At 64.0% G+C, this 18,086-nt stretch carries 11 protein-coding genes, 1 tRNA gene, 1 other RNA gene and 1 pseudogene; 6 read left to right on the top strand and 8 right to left on the bottom strand.

What is annotated here, in order from left to right; genetic code table 11:
• Positions 1-98: 98 nt before the first annotated feature.
• Complete coding sequence (locus B0F77_RS02330; RefSeq protein WP_342746766.1) at positions 99-1,223, bottom strand: threonine synthase; 1,125 nt, start codon at positions 1,221-1,223, stop codon at positions 99-101.
• Between the two features lie 113 nt (positions 1,224-1,336).
• Between B0F77_RS02330 and B0F77_RS02325 the strand changes: the two genes are divergently transcribed.
• On the top strand, positions 1,337-2,536 hold the full coding sequence (locus B0F77_RS02325; RefSeq protein WP_086661068.1) for a S8 family peptidase: 1,200 nt from the start codon (positions 1,337-1,339) through the stop codon (positions 2,534-2,536).
• 60 nt (positions 2,537-2,596) lie between these two features.
• Here the strand turns inward: B0F77_RS02325 and rnpB are convergent.
• An RNA gene (rnpB, locus tag B0F77_RS02320) (RNase P RNA component class A) lies at positions 2,597-2,979 on the bottom strand.
• A gap of 172 nt (positions 2,980-3,151) precedes the next feature.
• Between rnpB and B0F77_RS02315 the strand changes: the two genes are divergently transcribed.
• Positions 3,152-3,673 (top strand): NAD(P)H-dependent oxidoreductase, encoded by a 522-nt coding sequence (locus tag B0F77_RS02315; protein WP_086661067.1) that lies wholly within the window; start codon positions 3,152-3,154, stop codon positions 3,671-3,673.
• Here the strand turns inward: B0F77_RS02315 and B0F77_RS02310 are convergent.
• The gene (locus B0F77_RS02310; RefSeq protein WP_086661098.1) at positions 3,666-4,733 is read right to left on the bottom strand and encodes a bifunctional RNase H/acid phosphatase; all 1,068 of its coding nucleotides are present in this window, start codon (positions 4,731-4,733) and stop codon (positions 3,666-3,668) included. The two genes, B0F77_RS02315 and B0F77_RS02310, sit on opposite strands and share 8 nt — an antisense overlap.
• 65 nt (positions 4,734-4,798) lie before the next feature.
• On the opposite strand from B0F77_RS02310, the gene B0F77_RS02305 reads away from it, so the two are divergent.
• Positions 4,799-4,884 (top strand) — tRNA-Leu (locus tag B0F77_RS02305).
• Here B0F77_RS02305 and B0F77_RS46900 read toward each other — a convergent pair.
• Both B0F77_RS46900 and B0F77_RS49600 read right to left on the bottom strand, forming a co-directional pair.
• Positions 4,863-5,981, bottom strand: a complete 1,119-nt coding sequence (locus B0F77_RS46900) for a recombinase family protein (protein WP_245847776.1) — start codon at positions 5,979-5,981, stop codon at positions 4,863-4,865. The genes B0F77_RS02305 and B0F77_RS46900 overlap by 22 nt on opposite strands.
• Before the next feature lie 368 nt (positions 5,982-6,349).
• Positions 6,350-7,339, bottom strand: a pseudogene (locus B0F77_RS49600) (cell division protein FtsK); the annotation flags it as partial.
• 14 nt (positions 7,340-7,353) lie between these two features.
• On the opposite strand from B0F77_RS49600, the gene B0F77_RS02290 reads away from it, so the two are divergent.
• Entirely contained in the window at positions 7,354-7,701 is a 348-nt protein-coding gene (locus B0F77_RS02290) for a Scr1 family TA system antitoxin-like transcriptional regulator (protein ID WP_143466532.1), read from the top strand.
• Positions 7,702-7,784: 83 nt separating this feature from the next.
• Here B0F77_RS02290 and B0F77_RS02285 read toward each other — a convergent pair whose 3' ends face one another.
• From B0F77_RS02285 to B0F77_RS02275, 3 genes are all read right to left on the bottom strand, one after another.
• Positions 7,785-8,114 carry a hypothetical protein gene (locus B0F77_RS02285; protein ID WP_143466531.1) on the bottom strand — a complete coding sequence of 110 codons (330 nt, stop codon included), beginning with the start codon at positions 8,112-8,114 and terminating at the stop codon, positions 7,785-7,787.
• Between the two features lie 199 nt (positions 8,115-8,313).
• Complete coding sequence (locus B0F77_RS02280) at positions 8,314-9,033, bottom strand: Shedu anti-phage system protein SduA domain-containing protein (protein WP_086661063.1); 720 nt, start codon at positions 9,031-9,033, stop codon at positions 8,314-8,316.
• 366 nt (positions 9,034-9,399) lie between these two features.
• On the bottom strand, positions 9,400-13,095 hold the full coding sequence (locus tag B0F77_RS02275; protein WP_143466530.1) for a YobI family P-loop NTPase: 3,696 nt from the start codon (positions 13,093-13,095) through the stop codon (positions 9,400-9,402).
• Between the two features lie 646 nt (positions 13,096-13,741).
• Between B0F77_RS02275 and B0F77_RS02270 the strand changes: the two genes are divergently transcribed.
• Together B0F77_RS02270 and B0F77_RS47640 are read left to right on the top strand one after the other, a co-directional pair.
• Positions 13,742-17,449 (top strand): 5'-nucleotidase C-terminal domain-containing protein, encoded by a 3,708-nt coding sequence (locus B0F77_RS02270; RefSeq protein WP_086661061.1) that lies wholly within the window; start codon positions 13,742-13,744, stop codon positions 17,447-17,449.
• A gap of 432 nt (positions 17,450-17,881) precedes the next feature.
• Positions 17,882-18,046 carry a hypothetical protein gene (locus tag B0F77_RS47640; RefSeq protein WP_158102569.1) on the top strand — a complete coding sequence of 55 codons (165 nt, stop codon included), beginning with the start codon at positions 17,882-17,884 and terminating at the stop codon, positions 18,044-18,046.
• The last annotated feature ends 40 nt before the right edge of the window (positions 18,047-18,086 follow it).

The raw sequence follows: 18,086 nt of genomic DNA, 5'->3' as shown, positions 1-18,086 counted from the left end.
TTGGGCGTCGTGAGCCGTGATACCGAGAGTGGCCTGTTGCGACGGCGGCACCACTCGAACGGCCGAAATTCTGTAACACTCCCAGGGATTGCGGGTACCTAGAGGCGGACAGTTGGGTACTTGATGCCTGCTCCGGTGTTCAGCACGACGACCTCGTCATCCGCTTGGAGCCAACCGGTTTCCCGGAGTTTCCGGACGGCGCTGATCGTGGCGGCGCCTTCCGGGCAGAGGAACACGCCTTCTCGTCGCGCGCACTCCACTCGATCTTTCTGGATCTGCTCATCAGCGACTGCTATTGCGGTGCCATTGGTTTCGCTGATGGCCCGCAGGATGATGAAGTCTCCCAACGGCTTCGGCACGTTGATCCCGAACGCGCTCGTGAAGGCGTTGTCCCAGAAGGTCGATTCGGCCGCGCCCTCTTCGTAGGCACGCACGATCGGCGCGCAGCCGGTCGACTGCACTGCCACGAGACGCGGCAGAGGTCCTTCTATCCAGCCGAGTTCGCGCATTTCGTCGAGGGCCTTGTGGATCCCGATCAGCCCGACCCCGCCGCCGGTCGGGTAGATGATCACGTCCGGAACGCGCCAGCCGAGCTGTTCGACGATCTCGTAGCCCATCGTCTTCTTGCCCTCGATGCGATAAGGCTCTTTGAGCGTTGAGGCATCGAAGAGATCGACGTCCTTGATGGCCTTGGCGGCGTCGGCGATGGTGCCGGGCACGATCCGCAGCTCGGCGCCGCTCGCCTCGACCTCCTCGCGAGTGATCAGCGGCGCGTCCTCCGGCATCGCGATGACGCTGCGCATACCCGCGCGGGCCGCGTAGAGGGCCCAGGCGGCGCCCGCGTTGCCGTTGGTCGGCATCTTGATGCCCTCGATGCCGAGCTCCCTGGCCCGCGCCACCCCGACAGCGGCGCCGCGGGCCTTGAACGAGCCGGTCGGGACGAGCGACTCGTCCTTCATCAGGATGTTCGCGTCCAGCGCCCGGCTCAGCGCGGGCAGCGGCACGAGCGGGGTCATGCCCTCGCCGAGGCTGAACGCGGGATCGGGGTTGCGGACCGGGAGGACGTCCCGGTACCGCCACAGCGAGTTTTCGTCGGTGGGCCGGCGGACGCGGGCGAGGTCGTAGCGGGCCAGCAGCGGTGACGCGCACTCACGGCAGAGGTTCTGGACCTGGTCGGCGTCATGGCGCAGGCCGCAGCGGGCGCATTCCAAATGGGAGAGCACAGCTCCATCAATACCGGCGAACCCGCTCGCAGATTTACACCCGAAAGTACTAACGCTTCACACCGTTCGGGTGAGAGCATCGTGATCCCTGCTCAGCCCCTTGAGGAGAGCCCATGCGACGACTCACAGTCAAGGCCCTGTTCGCAGCTTCTCTGCTCGCCGCCGCAGTTCCCGCCGCTCCAGCCAACGCCGACACCGCGACCAGCGGATACATCGTGCTGCTGAAGGACGGCACCAGCGTGTCGAGCGTGACCAACCTGCTCGGCGTCACCGTCGACAACGTGTACGAGTCCGCGGTGCGCGGCTACTCGGGCCGCATGACGGCCGCCACGGCCGCACGCCTCGCCCGCGACCCACGGGTGGCGCTCGTGCAGCCGGACGGCGTGGCGTCGATCGCCGCGCAGACCCTGCCGACCGGCATCGACCGCATCGACGCCGAACAGAGTCCGACCGCCCGGATCAACGGGACCGACGAACGCGTGAACGTGGACGTCGCCGTGATCGACACCGGCGTCGACCTCGACCACCCGGACCTCAACGTCAACACCGCGGGAGCGAAGAACTGCTCCACCGGCCGCAGCGCTGACGACGGCAACGGTCACGGCACCCACGTCGCCGGCACCATCGGCGCGCTCGACAACTCCACTGGCGTCGTCGGCGTCGCTCCCGGCGCCCGCATCTGGCCGGTCCGCGTGCTCAACAACCAGGGCAGCGGCTCGTTCTCGGCGATCATCTGCGGCATCGACTACGTGACCGCGCACGCGAACGAGATCGAGGTCGCGAACATGAGCCTCGGCGGTTCCGGCAGCGACAGCGCCTGCGGGTCCAACAAGGACGCGATGCACGAGGCGATCTGCCGTTCGGTGTCCGCCGGCGTGACCTACGTCGTGGCCGCGGGCAACAGCGCGGCGAACTCGGCGACCTTCGTGCCGGCCACCTACGAGGAGGTCATCACGGTGAGCGCGCTGGCCGACTTCAACGGCCAGCCGGGTGGCGGCGCCGCGTCGACGTGCCGTGCGGACGTCGACGACACCTTCGCCGACTTCTCCAACTACGGCGCCGACGTGGACATCATCGCGCCCGGCGTGTGCATCCTGTCGACCTGGAAGGGCGGCGGCTACAACACGATCTCGGGCACGTCGATGGCCAGCCCGCACGTCGCGGGCGCGGCGGCGCTGTACAAGTCGACCCACCCGAGCGCGTCTCCGTCGGCCGTGAAGTCCGCTCTGCAGTCGGCCGGAACCACGAACTGGAACTCCGCGACCGACCCCGACGGCACGCACGAGCGACTGCTGAACGTCGCGACGTTCTGATCGTCTTCACGTGACGGTGCCCAAGCGGATCTCCGCCTGGGCACCGTTCTTCGTGGAGGGCGGATGAGCCGGCATGTAAGCCGGATCCTGTTCATGGGACTCGCGTCCCACTTGGCGGCCATCCATCTGGGCCTGCCGTTGCCGGCAGGCTCTAGCGGCCTACCCGTGAGCATCGGGCGGGCAGCCCTCGAACGCTCACGCAGGCACTTGCGTGCCCTCTTGGCCTTGCTCCGGGTGGGGTTTACCTAGCCACCCCAGTCACCTGGGGTGCTGGTGGTCTCTTACACCACCGTTTCACCCTTACCTCGGCTTTCGCCGGGGCGGTCTGCTTTCTGTGGCACTGTCCCGAGGGTCGCCCCTGGTTGCCGTTAACAACCACCCTGCCCTGTGGAGTCCGGACTTTCCTCGACGGTGTGACCCGCCGCGGCCGCCCTGCCGACTCATCCGCGCCCACCAGGATATCCCAGCCGCTGAGAACGGTTGTTCACTGGTCCGGACGTTGCTTGACTCACACCCATGACACGACGTCGCCACGTCGACTACGGCCGCGTGGCAGCCAGCCTGTGTTGCCTCCGCTGAGTTGCTCATACCCGCGACCTCAGGGAGTGCATTGTCATGTCCGACCTACTGATCATCTCCGGCGCGCCGTCCCCCGCCGCGCCGACCGGTTTGGTGGTTTCCCACGTGTCCGCGGTTCTGCAAGCCGCAGGGCACCACGTGTCGTTGCTCGACGTGCGCGCGTTGCCGACGTTGTCGCTGCTCACCGAAGACCTGCGAGACCCTGAGATCAGCGCCGCCGTGAGCGGTGTGCTCTCGGCTGACGGCGTCGTGGTCGCCTCACCGGTGTACCGCGCCGCGTACAGCGGTCTGGTGAAGGCGTTGCTCGACCTGCTGCCGAAGAAGGCGCTGCGTGGGCGCGCAGTGCTGCCGTTGGCGACGGGCGGCAGCCAGGGCTTCCTGGTGGCGATGGACTACGCGCTGTACCCGCTGCTCGCCGCGAAGGGCGCCGACCAGGTGGTGCGCGGCGAGTTCGTGCTGGACCGGAACGTGGGCTCGCCCGGCGCGGCCGCGGCCCTGAACGCGGCCGCCGACCGGTTCACCTCAGCGCTGACCCCGCGCCTGCGGAAGGTCAGCTGAGGTGTGAGGTGTCGTTCACGAGCTTCACCGACGCGTGTCCGTCCGGGTAGAACTCCGCGATCGACACACCGGTCAGATCGAGGTGCATCCGGAACAGGAACTGCGGCCCGACGTCGAGCGCCTGCCGCAGCAGCGTCTTGATCGGCGTGACGTGACTCACCAGCACCAGCGTCTTGCCGCCGTACCGGGCGATGATCTCCGTCCGCGCCTTGCGCACCCGTGCGTGGACCTCGTCGAAGCTCTCGCCGTTCGGCGGCTGCACGCTCGTGTCGCCGAGCCACCGCCGGTGGATCTCCGGGTCCTGCTTCGCCGCCTCCGCGAAGGTCAGCCCTTCCCACGTGCCGAAGTCGGTCTCGATGAGCCCCTGATGGGTGACGACCTCGAGGCCCGTCTTCTCGGCGAGCTTCTCGGCGGTCTGCTGCGCCCTGCCCAGCGGTGACGAGATGATGCCCGCGATGCCATCCACTTTGGACAACCTGGCCGCGGCCTTCTCCGCCTGCTCCAACCCGACCTCGGTGAGCGGGTGGTCGCCCCGCCCGGAGTAGCGGCGATCGACCGACAGCTTGGTCTGCCCGTGCCGCAACAGGATCAACCGCGTGGGTTCGCCCACCGCGCCACTCCAGTGCGGCTGCTTGGCGCCCTCGGCCTTCTCCTGCTTGCCGGCTTTTTCGTTGTCCATGGCCTCGTTGGCCAGCCGGTCCGCCTGCCGGTTGCGTTCCCGGGGAATCCACTCGTACGTGATCGCCCCGAAGGCGCGCGCCAGCTCCTGCGCCTCCCGCGCGAGAGGCTGCATCGACGGGTGCTTGATCTTCCAGCGCCCGGACATCTGCTCGACGACCAGCTTGGAGTCCATCCGCACGTCGACGGCCTGGGCCCCGAGCTCCTGCGCGGCCCGCAGCCCCGCGATGAGCCCCTGGTACTCGGCGACGTTGTTGGTCGCCACGCCGATGAACCCCTTGCGCTCTGCCAGGGTCTCGCCGCTGAGCCTGTCCCGCACAACCGCGCCGTACCCGGCCGGCCCGGGATTGCCCCGCGACCCTCCGTCGGCCTCGACGATCACCTTCACCGGGCGATCGTAGCCCCGCGTTCAGGGGCCGCTGAGGGCCATGTATTCTTGCCCCATCAGTCTGGGTGGCGGAATGGCAGACGCGCTAGCTTGAGGTGCTAGTGCCCGAAAGGGCGTAGGGGTTCAAGTCCCCTCTCGGACACCAGCTTTATCCCTAACGTCAGGGCGGATGCTCGCATCGAGCGTCCGCCCTTCGGCGTTGTAGACGGTCTCAAGCCCGAGCTTCTCGTACAGTTTTTGCAGCTCATCGGGCTCGCCACGACGTGTCATAGCTCTCACATTGCCGAGCGCGTCGATCATCGCGTAGATCGCCGCCACGCTCCGTCGACCTCCGCGCTTCGGCATGCCGTCCAGCTCGGCTTCTGCCGCAGCGCGCTTCTCCTCCGCTTCGTTGATCGCCCCAACGAGCGCCTCAGGATTGACACCGGCCGCGATGGCGTCCTGGAATCTGCGTAGCTTCGCTTCGGCGTCGGCGAGCCGCTTTCGTGCTGCCACCTGATCTCCCGAACCGACTTTCTCACCGTCTTGAGAAGCCGCCAGTGCTGAAACCGTGCTGTCGACGTTCTCGGGAGCGAAGAGCCGATCAAGCCACTCATTGATTCGGTCGAGCGCAGCGTCTTCGGGGAGGTAGACGTTCGTCGGATGCCCGTTCAGCGCGGGCGCCCCTGGGACCATCGTCCGAAGTGCGCATCGGTAGTAGGTCTTGCGACCGGTGGGCGTTCCTTCCATACGGCGCGTGCAATACCCGCACTTCACACGACCGCGAAGGGGGTAGACCCGCTTGGTTCGCTTCGCCCCACGCACCAGCTTCTTTCCAGCCGAGAACCCTCCGGCCGCTCGCGACCGCCGCAACAACTGCGACTGGACGAACTCCTCGACCGTGACGATGTGCGGGTGTGCCTGCTTCCTGGAACGCACCACGCGGTCGGGGGCAGACCGACGAAAGCGGACCACGTGCCCCGCGCCGACGTCATCGGGATCGAGCAGCATCTCTTGTCGAGTCCATCGTCCAAAGAACGCGAAGCCCGTGTATCGGGGGTTGTCGAGAATCGCTCGAACGGTGCTGCCCTGCCACCCGTCGGCGAGCCGGTGCCGATTCTGGTCCGGGCGCCGTGCTGACGGGCACGGAATGCCGTCTCGATTGAGACTGTTCGCGATGGCTCGATCGCCTATCTCACCGGTCAGGTACTGGGCGAAGATCCGGCGCACGACCTCCGCGCTCGGCTCGTCGATCGCCAGCACTCGCAGACGGCCCCCTTCAGCCGCCTTTCTCGGGTTCGGATGCGGACCGCCATCCACAACGTTGTAGCCGTAAGGCGCTCGCCCTCCCTGATGCCGCCCAACATGCTCATCAGCATCTTGTGCGAGGGATTGCGCGAGTCGTACTTGGCACCGAGTTCCGGAACCCACAGATCAACGCCGTAGGCGGCGAACTTCGGAGCGACCAACGAGAACTGGTTGCCGAACCAGCACCGAGTTCCCTCACCCACGACAATCGCGTTCCAGCCCCGGTTCGGGTCCTTCAGCGCAGCCAGCAGACGAGACGCCTCGGGACGTCGTTCCCACGGCACCGACCGGGACTGTCCGACGTCGAAGAACTCGTCAACGATCACTCCGCCCAACGGCTCGATCAGCTTCTCGGCGTTGCCGTAGTCCAGGAACGCGAGCACGTGCTCGGCGTCGTCGCCCGTCATGAACCGGTGTGCCACCTTCTCAGCGGCCTTCCAGTCCTTCCCGTTCTTGAAGTCCGCGACGTACAGCCGCACGTGCGGGTCCAAGATCAAGCCCGCGGCCGCCAACCGTTCGGCCATCGTCTTACCCTGACGAGGAAGCGCGCCGATCAGAAGCGACGTCCACACCAACGGCAGCGTGATCCGCCTGCCGCGTGCGTCCGTCCCGAACGGCACCGGCCTCCACGCATCCCATCGCTCGACCACCAGCAACGGCGTCGGAATCGGCGGCTTGGCGTACGGGTCCTCATCGGCAACCCACATCGCGACGCGTCCAGCATGTCCACCGTTGCCGCGTACGCGCTCGACGTTGAGCTGGATCTCATCCACCGCCAGCGCAGACGCCAGGTCTTCCCGGTGCTTGACGACATCGGCAGCCTTGCGTGTTGCAGGAAGGTCAACGGTGACCGCCCATCCCCCGCCCTGATGCTTCGCTCGCTCGACGAGGCGCAAGCTCTCGTCTTTGCCGATCAGCTTCGCGTCACGGAACGCGTCCACCAGGATCTGCGGGTCCATCGTCCACGCGAGCGAGCGCGGTCCGGCGAGTGCTGCCTTCCGTCCGGGGCTCCCGTCCTTCTGCCTGCCGAGGATCGCCAACGCCGCCGAGGCGACGACGCCGGCGATCCACAGCACCCGATGGCCGTAGATGAGATCGAGGATGGCAAGGGAGACAACGGAAACCGCGAGAGCAACACCGGTGATCTTCCATCGGAACAACGTGAGTCCGCGGATCTCCGCGAACTTGTCCGCCAGCTTCTCGGACTGCTCCGCAGCTTCGCGATAGTCGTGCACCCGCACCCACCGCCGCCAGCCGCGTGCAGCGACCACCAGGCCCCGCACGGTGGCCCTCGCGAAGCTGTACGGCGACCGGCAATACGCCTGTGGTGATCGATCAGCTGGTATGGCTCATCGACCTGGCTCAGTGCACGAACGTCGAAATACAAGTCGCGCGCCACTCTGCGGGCCGTTTGGCCACGGCAAGTTCGTTCAGCATCCTGACGTTTCGCGAAGACAGGTTCGACGACATCGTCTACATCGAGAATCCTCATAGCTCCATATGGCTCGAAGACAAGGAAGCACGGGAGCCGTACGCACTAATCTTCGACCGACTTGCGGAAGACGCTTTGTCCGTCGAGGACTCGATCGAGCATATCGTCGAAGCCTTGCACCTACTCCAGGCCATCAGCGTGGATGCACAGAGGGTTGTGGGTACTAAAACCGTTTCCGGTTAGCCTGCAGGCATGCTATCCATGTGGACGCATTGTATTTTGATAGCCTGCGACCACTCGCTTCACGGCGATGACCCCTAGGAGAGTCAGTGTATGGACTGCCAGAGGACGTCCTTGCGGCCGTCGGGCGCGTGACGATCGCGGCTGGTGATCTGGAACTTATCCTTGCCAGCGTTAGCGCGGTACAGGACGGCGGCAACGCTTTCACCATCCTGGCCAAGCCGGGAGAGCCTCTCCGGGCGGCTCGACGAGCTATCGAGGATGTAGCTCCGGTCTACCGCGAAGCATTTCGGCCAGCCATTGAGCTTGCCGCTCAGCTCCTTACGAAGCGTCACACCGTGGTTCACGCGATGTGGGTCAATGACGATCCTAGCCAGGGTTGGGAGCTTCTTCATTACAAGACGCAGGTTCGCCACCCAGCCGATCGTAAGACACTTGACAATCTCGCACTTGAACTGGCCGGCGCCCGGAATCAACTGGTTCGAATCATGATCGCACAGATCAATGGTCGACCGGTATCCGCAGACCTATAGCACGACCTCAATTGCTGTCGCGCCAGGTGGCGTCAGGAATGCTACTTGAGGCGTGTTCAACCCAAGGGAGTGTAGTTACCCTTTAACCCAATTCGCTCGAATATGGGCATTCAGAATTGGAATCCGCCCCATGCTTGCGGTATGCATCGATACGCCACTGCGCTTCACGAATTAGCGAGTCGTAAGAGCGCACTTCGATACGCTCATCCCAGTTGATCTGCGCTAGCCTCTCGCTGTCCAATGGGGTTCGCTGATCTTCCCTTCCAATGTACACGACTCCGTCAGCCTTATCGCTGATGCCAATCAATCCGAGACCGCCTTGACTTGGATAGCGAGTCGCCATGTCGTGATTCTGATACAGCCACCGACGATAGTCTTTGATTTGCTGAATAGCTGCGGCCAGATGTCGCCCTGGCACATTTTTGGTAGTGAAGAGATTCTCGACACTGGGGGTCTTGAGTTCAACTATTGTCCACGGAATTCCCAGACTGTTGACACGAGCAGTCAAAAAGTCCGGAACCCCATTATTTGCCAAATTCTTTTGCGAGATCACCCATCGGCACCCGAAGGCGATCTCACCGAGCAACATCCGAGGATGCACGGAAAGAAACTCCTGCATGGGCTTCTCTGTTGTCGCTGAAGCCAGCGTGGCTCGATAGGCATCAACCTCCGCACACGCGTCGTCAACCGAATAATTCGCGTCGACGCAGCGCATTCCATGCCCGGCGCGCCAGAACTCGTGGTGGACTTGCTCCGTACGGTTGGAAAAATTGCCGACAAGACAATCGTCGACCCTGCTCACAACCTAACGCTCCTTACGTTCAACCTATGGTCGCGCTATTCGCCCTGACAAAACCTGAGCATCATAGGTTATCGCCCTGCCAGATTTCGTCATCCAGCATTCATCGGCGAGTCGGCCTGTAGCCGCAGCTACAGCGCGCTGCGATCGAAGGCGCTGGCAGAACCAGACTTGCCGCCAGGGATCGATGGCATGCGCTGCCTGGGTCGAGGCTTCAGAACGCTCACCTTTGACCTACTCGCCCTAAATGATGTTGACGCCGGCGCTGGAACCGTCTACAGCAAGGAAGAGTGAAGTGCTCACGCAAATGATTCTCAGCAAACAACGTGCCGACGACTAGCCGTTCCTGCCGCCCACCCTTCAGTGGATCTATGTAATTATCTTTACGCTGTACGCTTCCCTGAGGCGCTTCTTCGTGAGCCTCACAACGCCAGCTGCTTTGAGATGATCGAAGATCGTCCGGTGAGCTTCATCGCCGGAAATTACAAAACCCAACTTCGCGTGGCTCGACAGAAAACTATATGGCTCGCCGAGCGGGGCCAGAGCATTCACGATCTCTATGGCTGGCGGTAGCGGCGAGAACAAAAGCAGTAGCCGAACCACGAGATCCTTGTCCTCGGTAGCGGCGGCGATCCGTTTGACCTGCCCCACAGGAAGGACTTGTCTGCCCGCAAGAGCGCGCCTGCCTGCAGCCGACAGCGTCTCAAAGTCGTCGTCCGCGACGTACTCTGCCAGGCCGTTCATGACTTTGTCCTTCACCGGCTCTGGCACCAAACCGCTGGTCAGCAGCTCAGAGACGAAGCTGCTGACCAGTTCAGGCGTCATAAACTCGACGAATGCGCTCGACTTTGCGATCGCCGGCTCAAGAGTCGTCCAGCCTGCGGCACTGAACTGGGTGAAGACTTCGATCGAGCCTTTCACCACGTCGTGTTCAAGCAGCAACGCCAAGAGATCGCCAGATTCAGCCTGAACCTCCGAGGCACTGATGTACACGCTCAGTTCCAGGCTCACGACCAAGCTAACCCGAATGCTCGCCTCAGCGATCACCTCCCGCGCGTTGAGCACTTTGACGGCAACTTGCTTAGTTATCTCGTCGGGCGCACCGTCAAGGTCTATACGCCCTGACTGTCTGAGCAAGCCGGCAAGACTTGCATCGATGGCTCCGATATTCTCGATGTAGGCCCAGACATTCTCCGCAGTGGCTTTGAAGAGGTGATGGGCCGCAAGGTCCGGCCAGCTGGAGGGAGGCACCACGCCGAGGTTCACAAGTCGACTGCTAGGCGAGGCACTGGCTACCAGCCGCCGAACTTGTTCTGGTTCCCAGGATGAAGCTGCATGCTTGAGAACTTCGGTGAGCGCCTGCTCCGTGAGGACGGTGTAGTCAGTGGGGCCATCGTCCTCCATCGCGGTCAGATATGCGTCTGGATTATCGAGGCAGAGTTCGTAGACGTCCGAGTTCTCACGCGTTCTGTCGAAGCTTACTTCGCCAGCTACCCCAAGTGCCGCTCGGAGGTTATCTGCGGTGAGATCGTACAGCTTCTCGCGGACAACCGTCTTCCGAACAGCGTCCGTTATGCCCGCTAGCTTCGGGAGCGTCGTGCTCACTTCTCTAATCAGCAGGACGAGCTTCTCCGCGGTCGCGTCATCGCCCATAGCTGTGAACACGTCCATGTCGAGGTAGTTGTCGACGATGAACTTGATAACTTCGTTCCCCAGGTCGTAAGCACGGCTACTAACTGCCTCCTGGAGCGCAGCACTCACCAGCTCAGGGCGAATGTCCGCAGGGATCTCGGTATCGCGAACCAGCTGCGTGAACACCAACCGCCAGGGACGTTTAGCCAGCAGACCAGCGAACCGTGAACGGTGCTTGCCCGAGTTGAAGTAAGCGCTCAAAAAGGACTTCGCTTGCTCACCGAAGTTCGATGCGACCGTATCTGCCACATCATCCGCCCGATCATCGCGCTGTTCCAAGAGATAATCGAGAATCTGGATGTTGTATGCGCTGACCGTGCGACAGAAGTCGTCTTCTGTTTCCGAGAGGAGGTTCGCGATGGCGGTACTACCACTGAAGGTATAGTCGATATCCATCGTATTGGTTTCGACGTGCTGCACGATAAAGTTGGCCACGTCAACACCGGTGAAGTCCCCGTAGAACTGTGCGGCATAGAGGGCAAAGTTCCTGTCTAGGAACCCTTGCGCGACCATGGCGCATGCAAGCTTAGACTTAAGCGTGGCGTGCACAAGAGTGAGAAAGGTCGCCGGACCAGATTCCAGTTCGAGGGTGAACTGGTTATTCTCGACAAGATCGCTGAAGTCCGCGCCGCGGAGGAGTGCAATGTCGCGATCTAGCTGATCCAAGGTCTCCTGAATCGCTTCCTCTTCGAGCGCAGCCCACCGCTCTTTGCTCATCGAGTTGGGAAACATGGTGTTCAGTTGATCACGATTGAAGGTGATCAAATGCTGCCTGGCAGCATCGTTCCCTTCGGGATGAGCATAGAGCGCAATCTCCCCCACCTGGGCGACGGAGGCCCAGAACCCTCGAAGAGTCACGGCTTCCTGGGTGTACTCATTCCCGCCGACGATAAACAGATATTGCCGCTTGGGCTGGCCAGTCACAATGGTGACTACCTTTGCAGCACGGACCAGCTGCGCACCGGCCTGTTTGGCCGTCAATGATAACCGCACACCTCTGCGCGGATTGGTGCGGAGATCACGCTTTTCTTGCTCGCATCTGTCGACAGATGTCCGCACCAGCTTCCGACGTAGCTCGTACAGCTCGTCTAGGTTGCTCTCGCGGCGGGCGATGTTCTCGAAGTCCTTGAGATGAAAGTTCTTATAGACGACGAGCGCGAACAGGTTAGTTGCGCCTACACCGGGAGCGATCTTGGTAGTGGTAAGCAGCCTCTGGGCGAATACGAGGTACTCGTTGCAGATGTTCTGCAACAACCGCATATCCGTTGCATGTCGAGCGACGAGAGCGACGAGTCGCCGGTCCACGCCATTGATACCCGCCTCTTTCATCAGCCCGTCGAGGAGCTCACGCGCATTCCGGTGTGAGATAAATGGCACGATCGGGATGACAACGTCGAAGAACTTCGTGCGATTGGCCCGCACGGTTTCTGCAGCTACCGCATCGTCTTTCGAATCCTCGCCAAGCTCTCCCAGTCGTTCAAACAAGCTGTCCTTGATGGCGTAGATGAACCGGACGCGCCTGTTTTTCTTTCGACGTGCAGGCGTCTGGTTTAGCAAGGTGTTAAGCTCACGAAGCGCCTCGAAGATGTGAGGATCATCGAAACGATCGAGATCTTCGAAAATAACATATCTTGGCGCCACCGTATCGAATATGTAAACGATGTCTTCCACGTACTCGTCGAAGTAGGCTGACACTCGCGGAGCGAACTTAACTGCAGTTCCAGCCGCCGAGACATCAGAGATGTTGAAGCGATGGAGGAACACCCTCAACAGCGCAAGAGCGCCCACTACGGGAGCAGCGACAGCAACCACTGCCAAGCCCCGAACCAGCCAATAGTGACTAGACCCAGCGGCGGCTACAGTTGGCAGCCAACCGAGCAGGGCAAGCGCTACGGCAACTAAGACAACAACACCGATCGCTTCAAGGACTGCTCGGGTTCGTGACAGAGGGACGATACGGTTGAACCGCGAGAAGCGAAACTCCCGCGGAGCCCCTCGGTAGAGGAGTTGCTTGACCAGTTCTTTCTGGATCTGGTTCGTGAGCGACGCTTCATCAGCAGTCGGCCCAAGAGTGGAGATCGCGATGCGAATAGTCTTACGCTGATTCTTCGCCTCGAACTCGTCTAGCACACTCGATTTGCCCGTCCCATACCGGCCAGTGAGCGCGATGTTGAGATTCCGCGACTCCTTCACCGCGTCCTGTAGGTGTCTCAGGTAAACGGAGTGCTGCTCCTCGTCGTAGCGAGAGGCCAGAGATTTAAGCGTGGGCGAACTCGGAATCAGAGGCGGCTTGCCGACCTGCGTCGATGCTTCGGCACTCACTCCGGCCGCCGAAGCATCGACGGCTTGGCCTTCGTTCTCAACAGTGCCCATGTTGAACCCCAGCGCCTACGGGGTGCTGCGTGGGCGTCCGTAGAAAGTGGACGCTCGACGTCGACCAGCACCTGAACCCGTCCAGTGTGCTCCGTCGCGCCTCGATCCTGCCTGCGGCTCGCCGGACGAACGAACACCAGTTCGACACGTTGCCAACCAGCATGTCCTGTCCTGCCCAAGACGACGCCTGAAGAGCCGGAACCTACAGCCAGCCGTGCGAGTGTGGGACAGGTCTCCCGGCTTGTCCCACACTCGCCAATCAGAGTTGTTGCCCCTGATAGATGCCAGGTTCTGGCTGTCCCGCCGACCCGTCCCAAACCGCGTACGCATCATGGGACGACAGGACAAGTCAACGACCGTCCTCAGCCGAAGTCGAGGCGTAGGGATAGAGAGCAAGTCGCTTCTCGGACACTTGCTTCATCCCTACCAATGGGCCGGATGCTCACATCGAGCATCCGGCCCATTGCGTTGTAGACGATCCCTACATTCAGCGCTTCGCCTCCGAACCAGCCGGCCATCACGGAGCTGGCCTCACCTCTGAGGGGTGCTGCTGTCGGGGATAACAGGGTCGTTCGGCCGTAGGTGAGACCGCGCGAACGGACCTAAGCTTTGGGCGGGTCGGGGCAGGCACCTGGAGGGATCTGCCATGCTCCGCACCCGCCTAGTCGCTCTGGCCTCTGTCGTTCCGCTGGTGGCCGTGTCCCCTCCCGTCACCGCCACGGCGGCGCCCGTCGTCGGAGCCGCGGCGCGGGCCGTGTTCTTCGCCTCGGACGGCATGCGGCCCGATCTGGTCGACAAGTACGCGGCCGCGGGCGCCATGCCCACGTACGCGAAGTTGATGGCCGACGGCGTCAAGGGTGCGAACGGCATGGTCCAGGCTTTCCCGCCCAACACGGGCGTTGGCTGGTACACGATGGCCACGGGCACCTACCCCGGTGAACACGGTTCGACGAACAACACGTTCCACCGGACCGGCGAGCCGAACTTCAGCAACCGCACGTCGTTCTCCGGTACCGGGGTGCTGCAGGCGGACACCCTGGCCGCCAGCGCCGAACGGGCGGGCAAGAAGGTCGCGCAGATCGACTGGGTGGGCGGTGCGGCCGCGAAGATCGCGGGCCCGACCGTGGACTTCGCCAACTTCTTCTCCACGCGCGGCGTGTTGACGGCACCGGTGGTGCCGGACGAGCAGGCGGGCGCGGCGGCGTTCGGGTTGTCGTACCAGGTCGCGGCGTTCAGCCCGGCCGACGGCTGGACGAACGTGCCCGCCGGTGATCCCGCGGCACCGCCGAAGCAGACCAGCGTGACCATCGTGACGACGTCCGCGGCGCAGAACCCGACGCGGACCTACGACATCTACGTGTTCGACGCGAACGTGGACGGGGCCGCGGCGTACGACCGCGTGCTGATGACTCCGGCGAACGCGGGCAAAGACGCCTCGCAGGCCGTGGCGTTGACGCAGGGCGACTTCAAGGAGGTCAAGCTGCGCGGCGCGGACGGGCTGATCGGCGCACGCGCCGGGCAGGCGGCGGGCTTCTACACGAAGCTGATCGGCCTCGCGTCCGACCTGTCGTCGTTCAAGCTGTACTTCACCTCGGTCGAGCGTCTGATCGCCACCTGCGGCACGGCGGCGTGCAACGCGCTGCCCGCGGGTGGCGCCGGGGAGGACCGGCTGGAGAAGTACCTCGCCGAGAACGTGCCGACCGCGGTGGCCGCGGACTTCGCGCCGCTGGAGGCGCGGATCATCGACGAGGACACCTACGTCCAGCAGGGGCTGAACCTGGAGAAGGCCCACGGCGACGCGGTGCTTCAGTACGTGCTGGGCACGCTGCAGCCGGACACCCAGCTCGCACAGGTCGGCTACCCGGTGACCGACGAGTTCTCGCACCAGTTCCTCGGGCTCACCGTCCCGACCGACATGGACGGTGCGGCGAACCCGTACTTCGACGACGTCAACGGCGACGGCGTGAAGGACGACCGTCTGTCGATCCGCGAGGGCTACCTCCGTGCGGCCTACCACGAGGCGGACGCCAAACTCGCGCACGCCCGCGCGTTGATGGGCGGCAACCCGACGACGATGGCGGCCAGCGACCACGGGTTCGCGCCGCAGTGGTACGCGCTCAACGCGGGCAAGGTGCTCGCCGACGCGGGCTTGCAGGGCGCCGAGCAGTCCGGCAACTGCCGGGCCGCGGCGAGTGGTGCAACGAAGGCGAAGGCCTGCTACGCCGGTGGGACCGCACAGATCTACATCTCGCTCGCCGGCCGCGATCCGGGCGGCGTGGTGCCCGCGGCCGACTACGAGGCCGTGCGCACCCACATCATCAACGCCTTCAGCGGCCTGACGCACAACGGCAAGCAGGTCGTGCTGAAGGTGATGAAGAAGGAGGAGCTGCGCAACGTAGACGGCTCCGACTCACTGCACCCGTCACGTTCCGGCGACGTGGTCGTGGTGACCCGCCCGCCGTACCAGTTCGACGCCGCGACTCCGGGCCAGCTGATCGCGTTCAGTCAGTTCTTCGGTCAGCACGGCTACCTCCCGGACCTGGTGGACTTGGCGCACGGCGTGAACATGCACGCCGTCTTCATCGCATCGGGTCCTGGTATCCGCAAGCAGAGCCCGCTGGCCGGTGTCCGGGCGATCGACCTGGCACCGACCATGGCGCTGCTGCTCGGCGTGCCCGGCCCGCTGAACGCGCGCGGCCGCGTCCTGTACTCGCTGCTGCCGCAGCCCGGCTCGCTGAGAGAGCTGACCGTGCTGAACATCAGCGACTACCACGGCCAGCTGGTGCCGCTGAGCGAGGCCGCCGACACGGTTCCGGGCGGTGCCGACCCGATGTTCGGCATCGGCGGTTCGGCGTTCTTGAAGCCGTGGTTCGACGTGTACCGCGCGGAGGCCACCAACGGCTCGATCACCGTCGCCGGCGGCGACTCGGTGGGCGCGACCCCGCCGATCTCCGCGTTCTTCGGCGACAAACCGACCATCGAGCTGATGAACGCCATGGGCTTCACCTTCGACGGGCTCGGCAACCACAACTTCGACAAGGGCCAGGCGTACCTGCGCGAAACCCTGATCCCGTTGGCGCAGTACAGGTTCCTCTCCGCCAACATCGTGGACTCGGCGGGCAGGACCCCGCGCGAGTGGGCCCCGTCGGCCGTGGTGGACACCTTCGGCGGCGTCAAGCTCGGCATCGTCGGCTTCTCCAACGACGACCTGCTGGAGCTGACCGCGCCCGGCGCGATCGCCCCGTTCCAGCTGACCAACTCGACAGCCGCCGTGAACGCGGAGGCCGCACGGCTGAAGTCCCGTGGTGTCAACGCGATCGTGGCACTCGGCCACCTCGGCGCGACGGCGGGCACGATCACCTCCCCGACCGGTCCGGTGGTGAACCTGGCCGACAACGTGTCCAACGTGGACGCCGTTCTGGGCGACCACACCGACTTCCAGGTTGCCGCAACGCGCTCGAACGGCGTGCTGGTGACGGAGAACCGCAGCAAAGGTCTCCGGTTCACCCGCGTACGCCTGGTCGTCGACACGCGCTCCAAGCAGGTCGTCTACAAGACCGCGGACTTCCACAAGCCGTGGGACATCGGTATCACCGCCGATCCCGCGATCCAGGGCCGCATCAACGATCTCAACGCGCAGCTCGCACCGGTCCTCAGCACGGTGATCGGCAGCGCCACCCGCGTCATCCCGCGCGCCGACGCGTGCGGCAACGGCGCGGGGCGCACATGCGAGTCGTTGGTGGGCAACACGGTCACCGACGCGATGCGGCTCACGTACGGCGTGGAGTTCGCCATCACGAACTCCGGCGGCCTGCGCGCCGACCTGACGTGCCCGACGACGGACAACCCGAACGACTTCTGCCCGGCCTTCACCCCGCCGCCGTACCCGATCACGCGCGGCCAGGTGCTGGGTGTGCTGCCGTTCGGCAACATCGTGACGACGCTGACCGTCAACGGCGCCGAGCTCAAGAGCATGCTGGAGAACGGTGTCTCACAGATGCCGGGCGCCAATGGCCGCTTCCCCGAGGTGTCCGGACTTTGCTTCACCTACGACATCTCGGCTCCCGCCGGGTCACGCGTGGTGTCCGCGGTGCGGCAGGCCGCAGACGGGTCGTGCACCGGCGCGGCGGTGGACCTGACAGCTGCGGCGACGTACTCGTTGGCGGAGAACGACTTCATGTCCAACGGCGGCGACGGTTACCCGAACTTCTCCAGCCGCGTGACCACCAGGGGCATCATGGACCAGGTGCTGGCCGACCACATCGCCGCGAACTCGCCGATCAGCCCGGCGATCGTCGGCCGCGTCAGCTGCGCGACGAGCGGCGCCACCGCCTGCCCGGTGGTGGTGCCGTGATCCGCGTGCCGGGACCGGTACTGATGCGGACACGGTCGCTCTCGACCGCAAGGAGGAGCAGGCAGATGTGAGGTTCCGGCCGTCCCGCTGCCCCAGTCCCAGTCCCAGCCCCGAGTACACGCGGGACGGGCTCACCTCACGTCGAAGCGTGTGCTTAGCGTGCTCCTCGGACACGAGCGTTAACAACACGCGGAGAGGTCGTCGCATAGACGGCCTCTTACGCTTTGTCGTACTTCAGCTCTGTCCCGAGTTCTCCGCAGAGCCTCGCCATTCTGTCCGGATTGCCCGCCTTGATGATCGCCGCCACGTCCTGCAGCGAGCCCACCGCCGTCTGCAAATTGGCCGCGAACGCCAGGTTGGACGCTGGCAGTTCGATTAGCTCTGCGCTGACCGCCCGTCCGGCCCTAACAACCGGTGCGCTTGACGCTACGAGTGAGCACGCGCGTCATGCCGGTGTCCGAGCGGGAGAAACTCCACGGCATCGTGTCGCGGGCACACGCGGCCGGGTATTGGGTGCGGTTCTGGGCCACACCGGTCATAGCGAGATCGCGCCAGTTCCTCCCGGCGAACGACCGCGCCGAACAGCACACGGCCTGAGCGAAGACGGGGCCACCCGGTGAAAGGTGACCCCGCCGAT

It is taken from the genome of Lentzea kentuckyensis (assembly GCF_002150765.1).
Lineage (GTDB): Bacteria > Actinomycetota > Actinomycetes > Mycobacteriales > Pseudonocardiaceae > Lentzea > Lentzea kentuckyensis.
The sequence above is the reverse complement of the archived record's forward strand: the minus strand, read 5'-3'. Positions and strand labels throughout refer to the sequence as shown.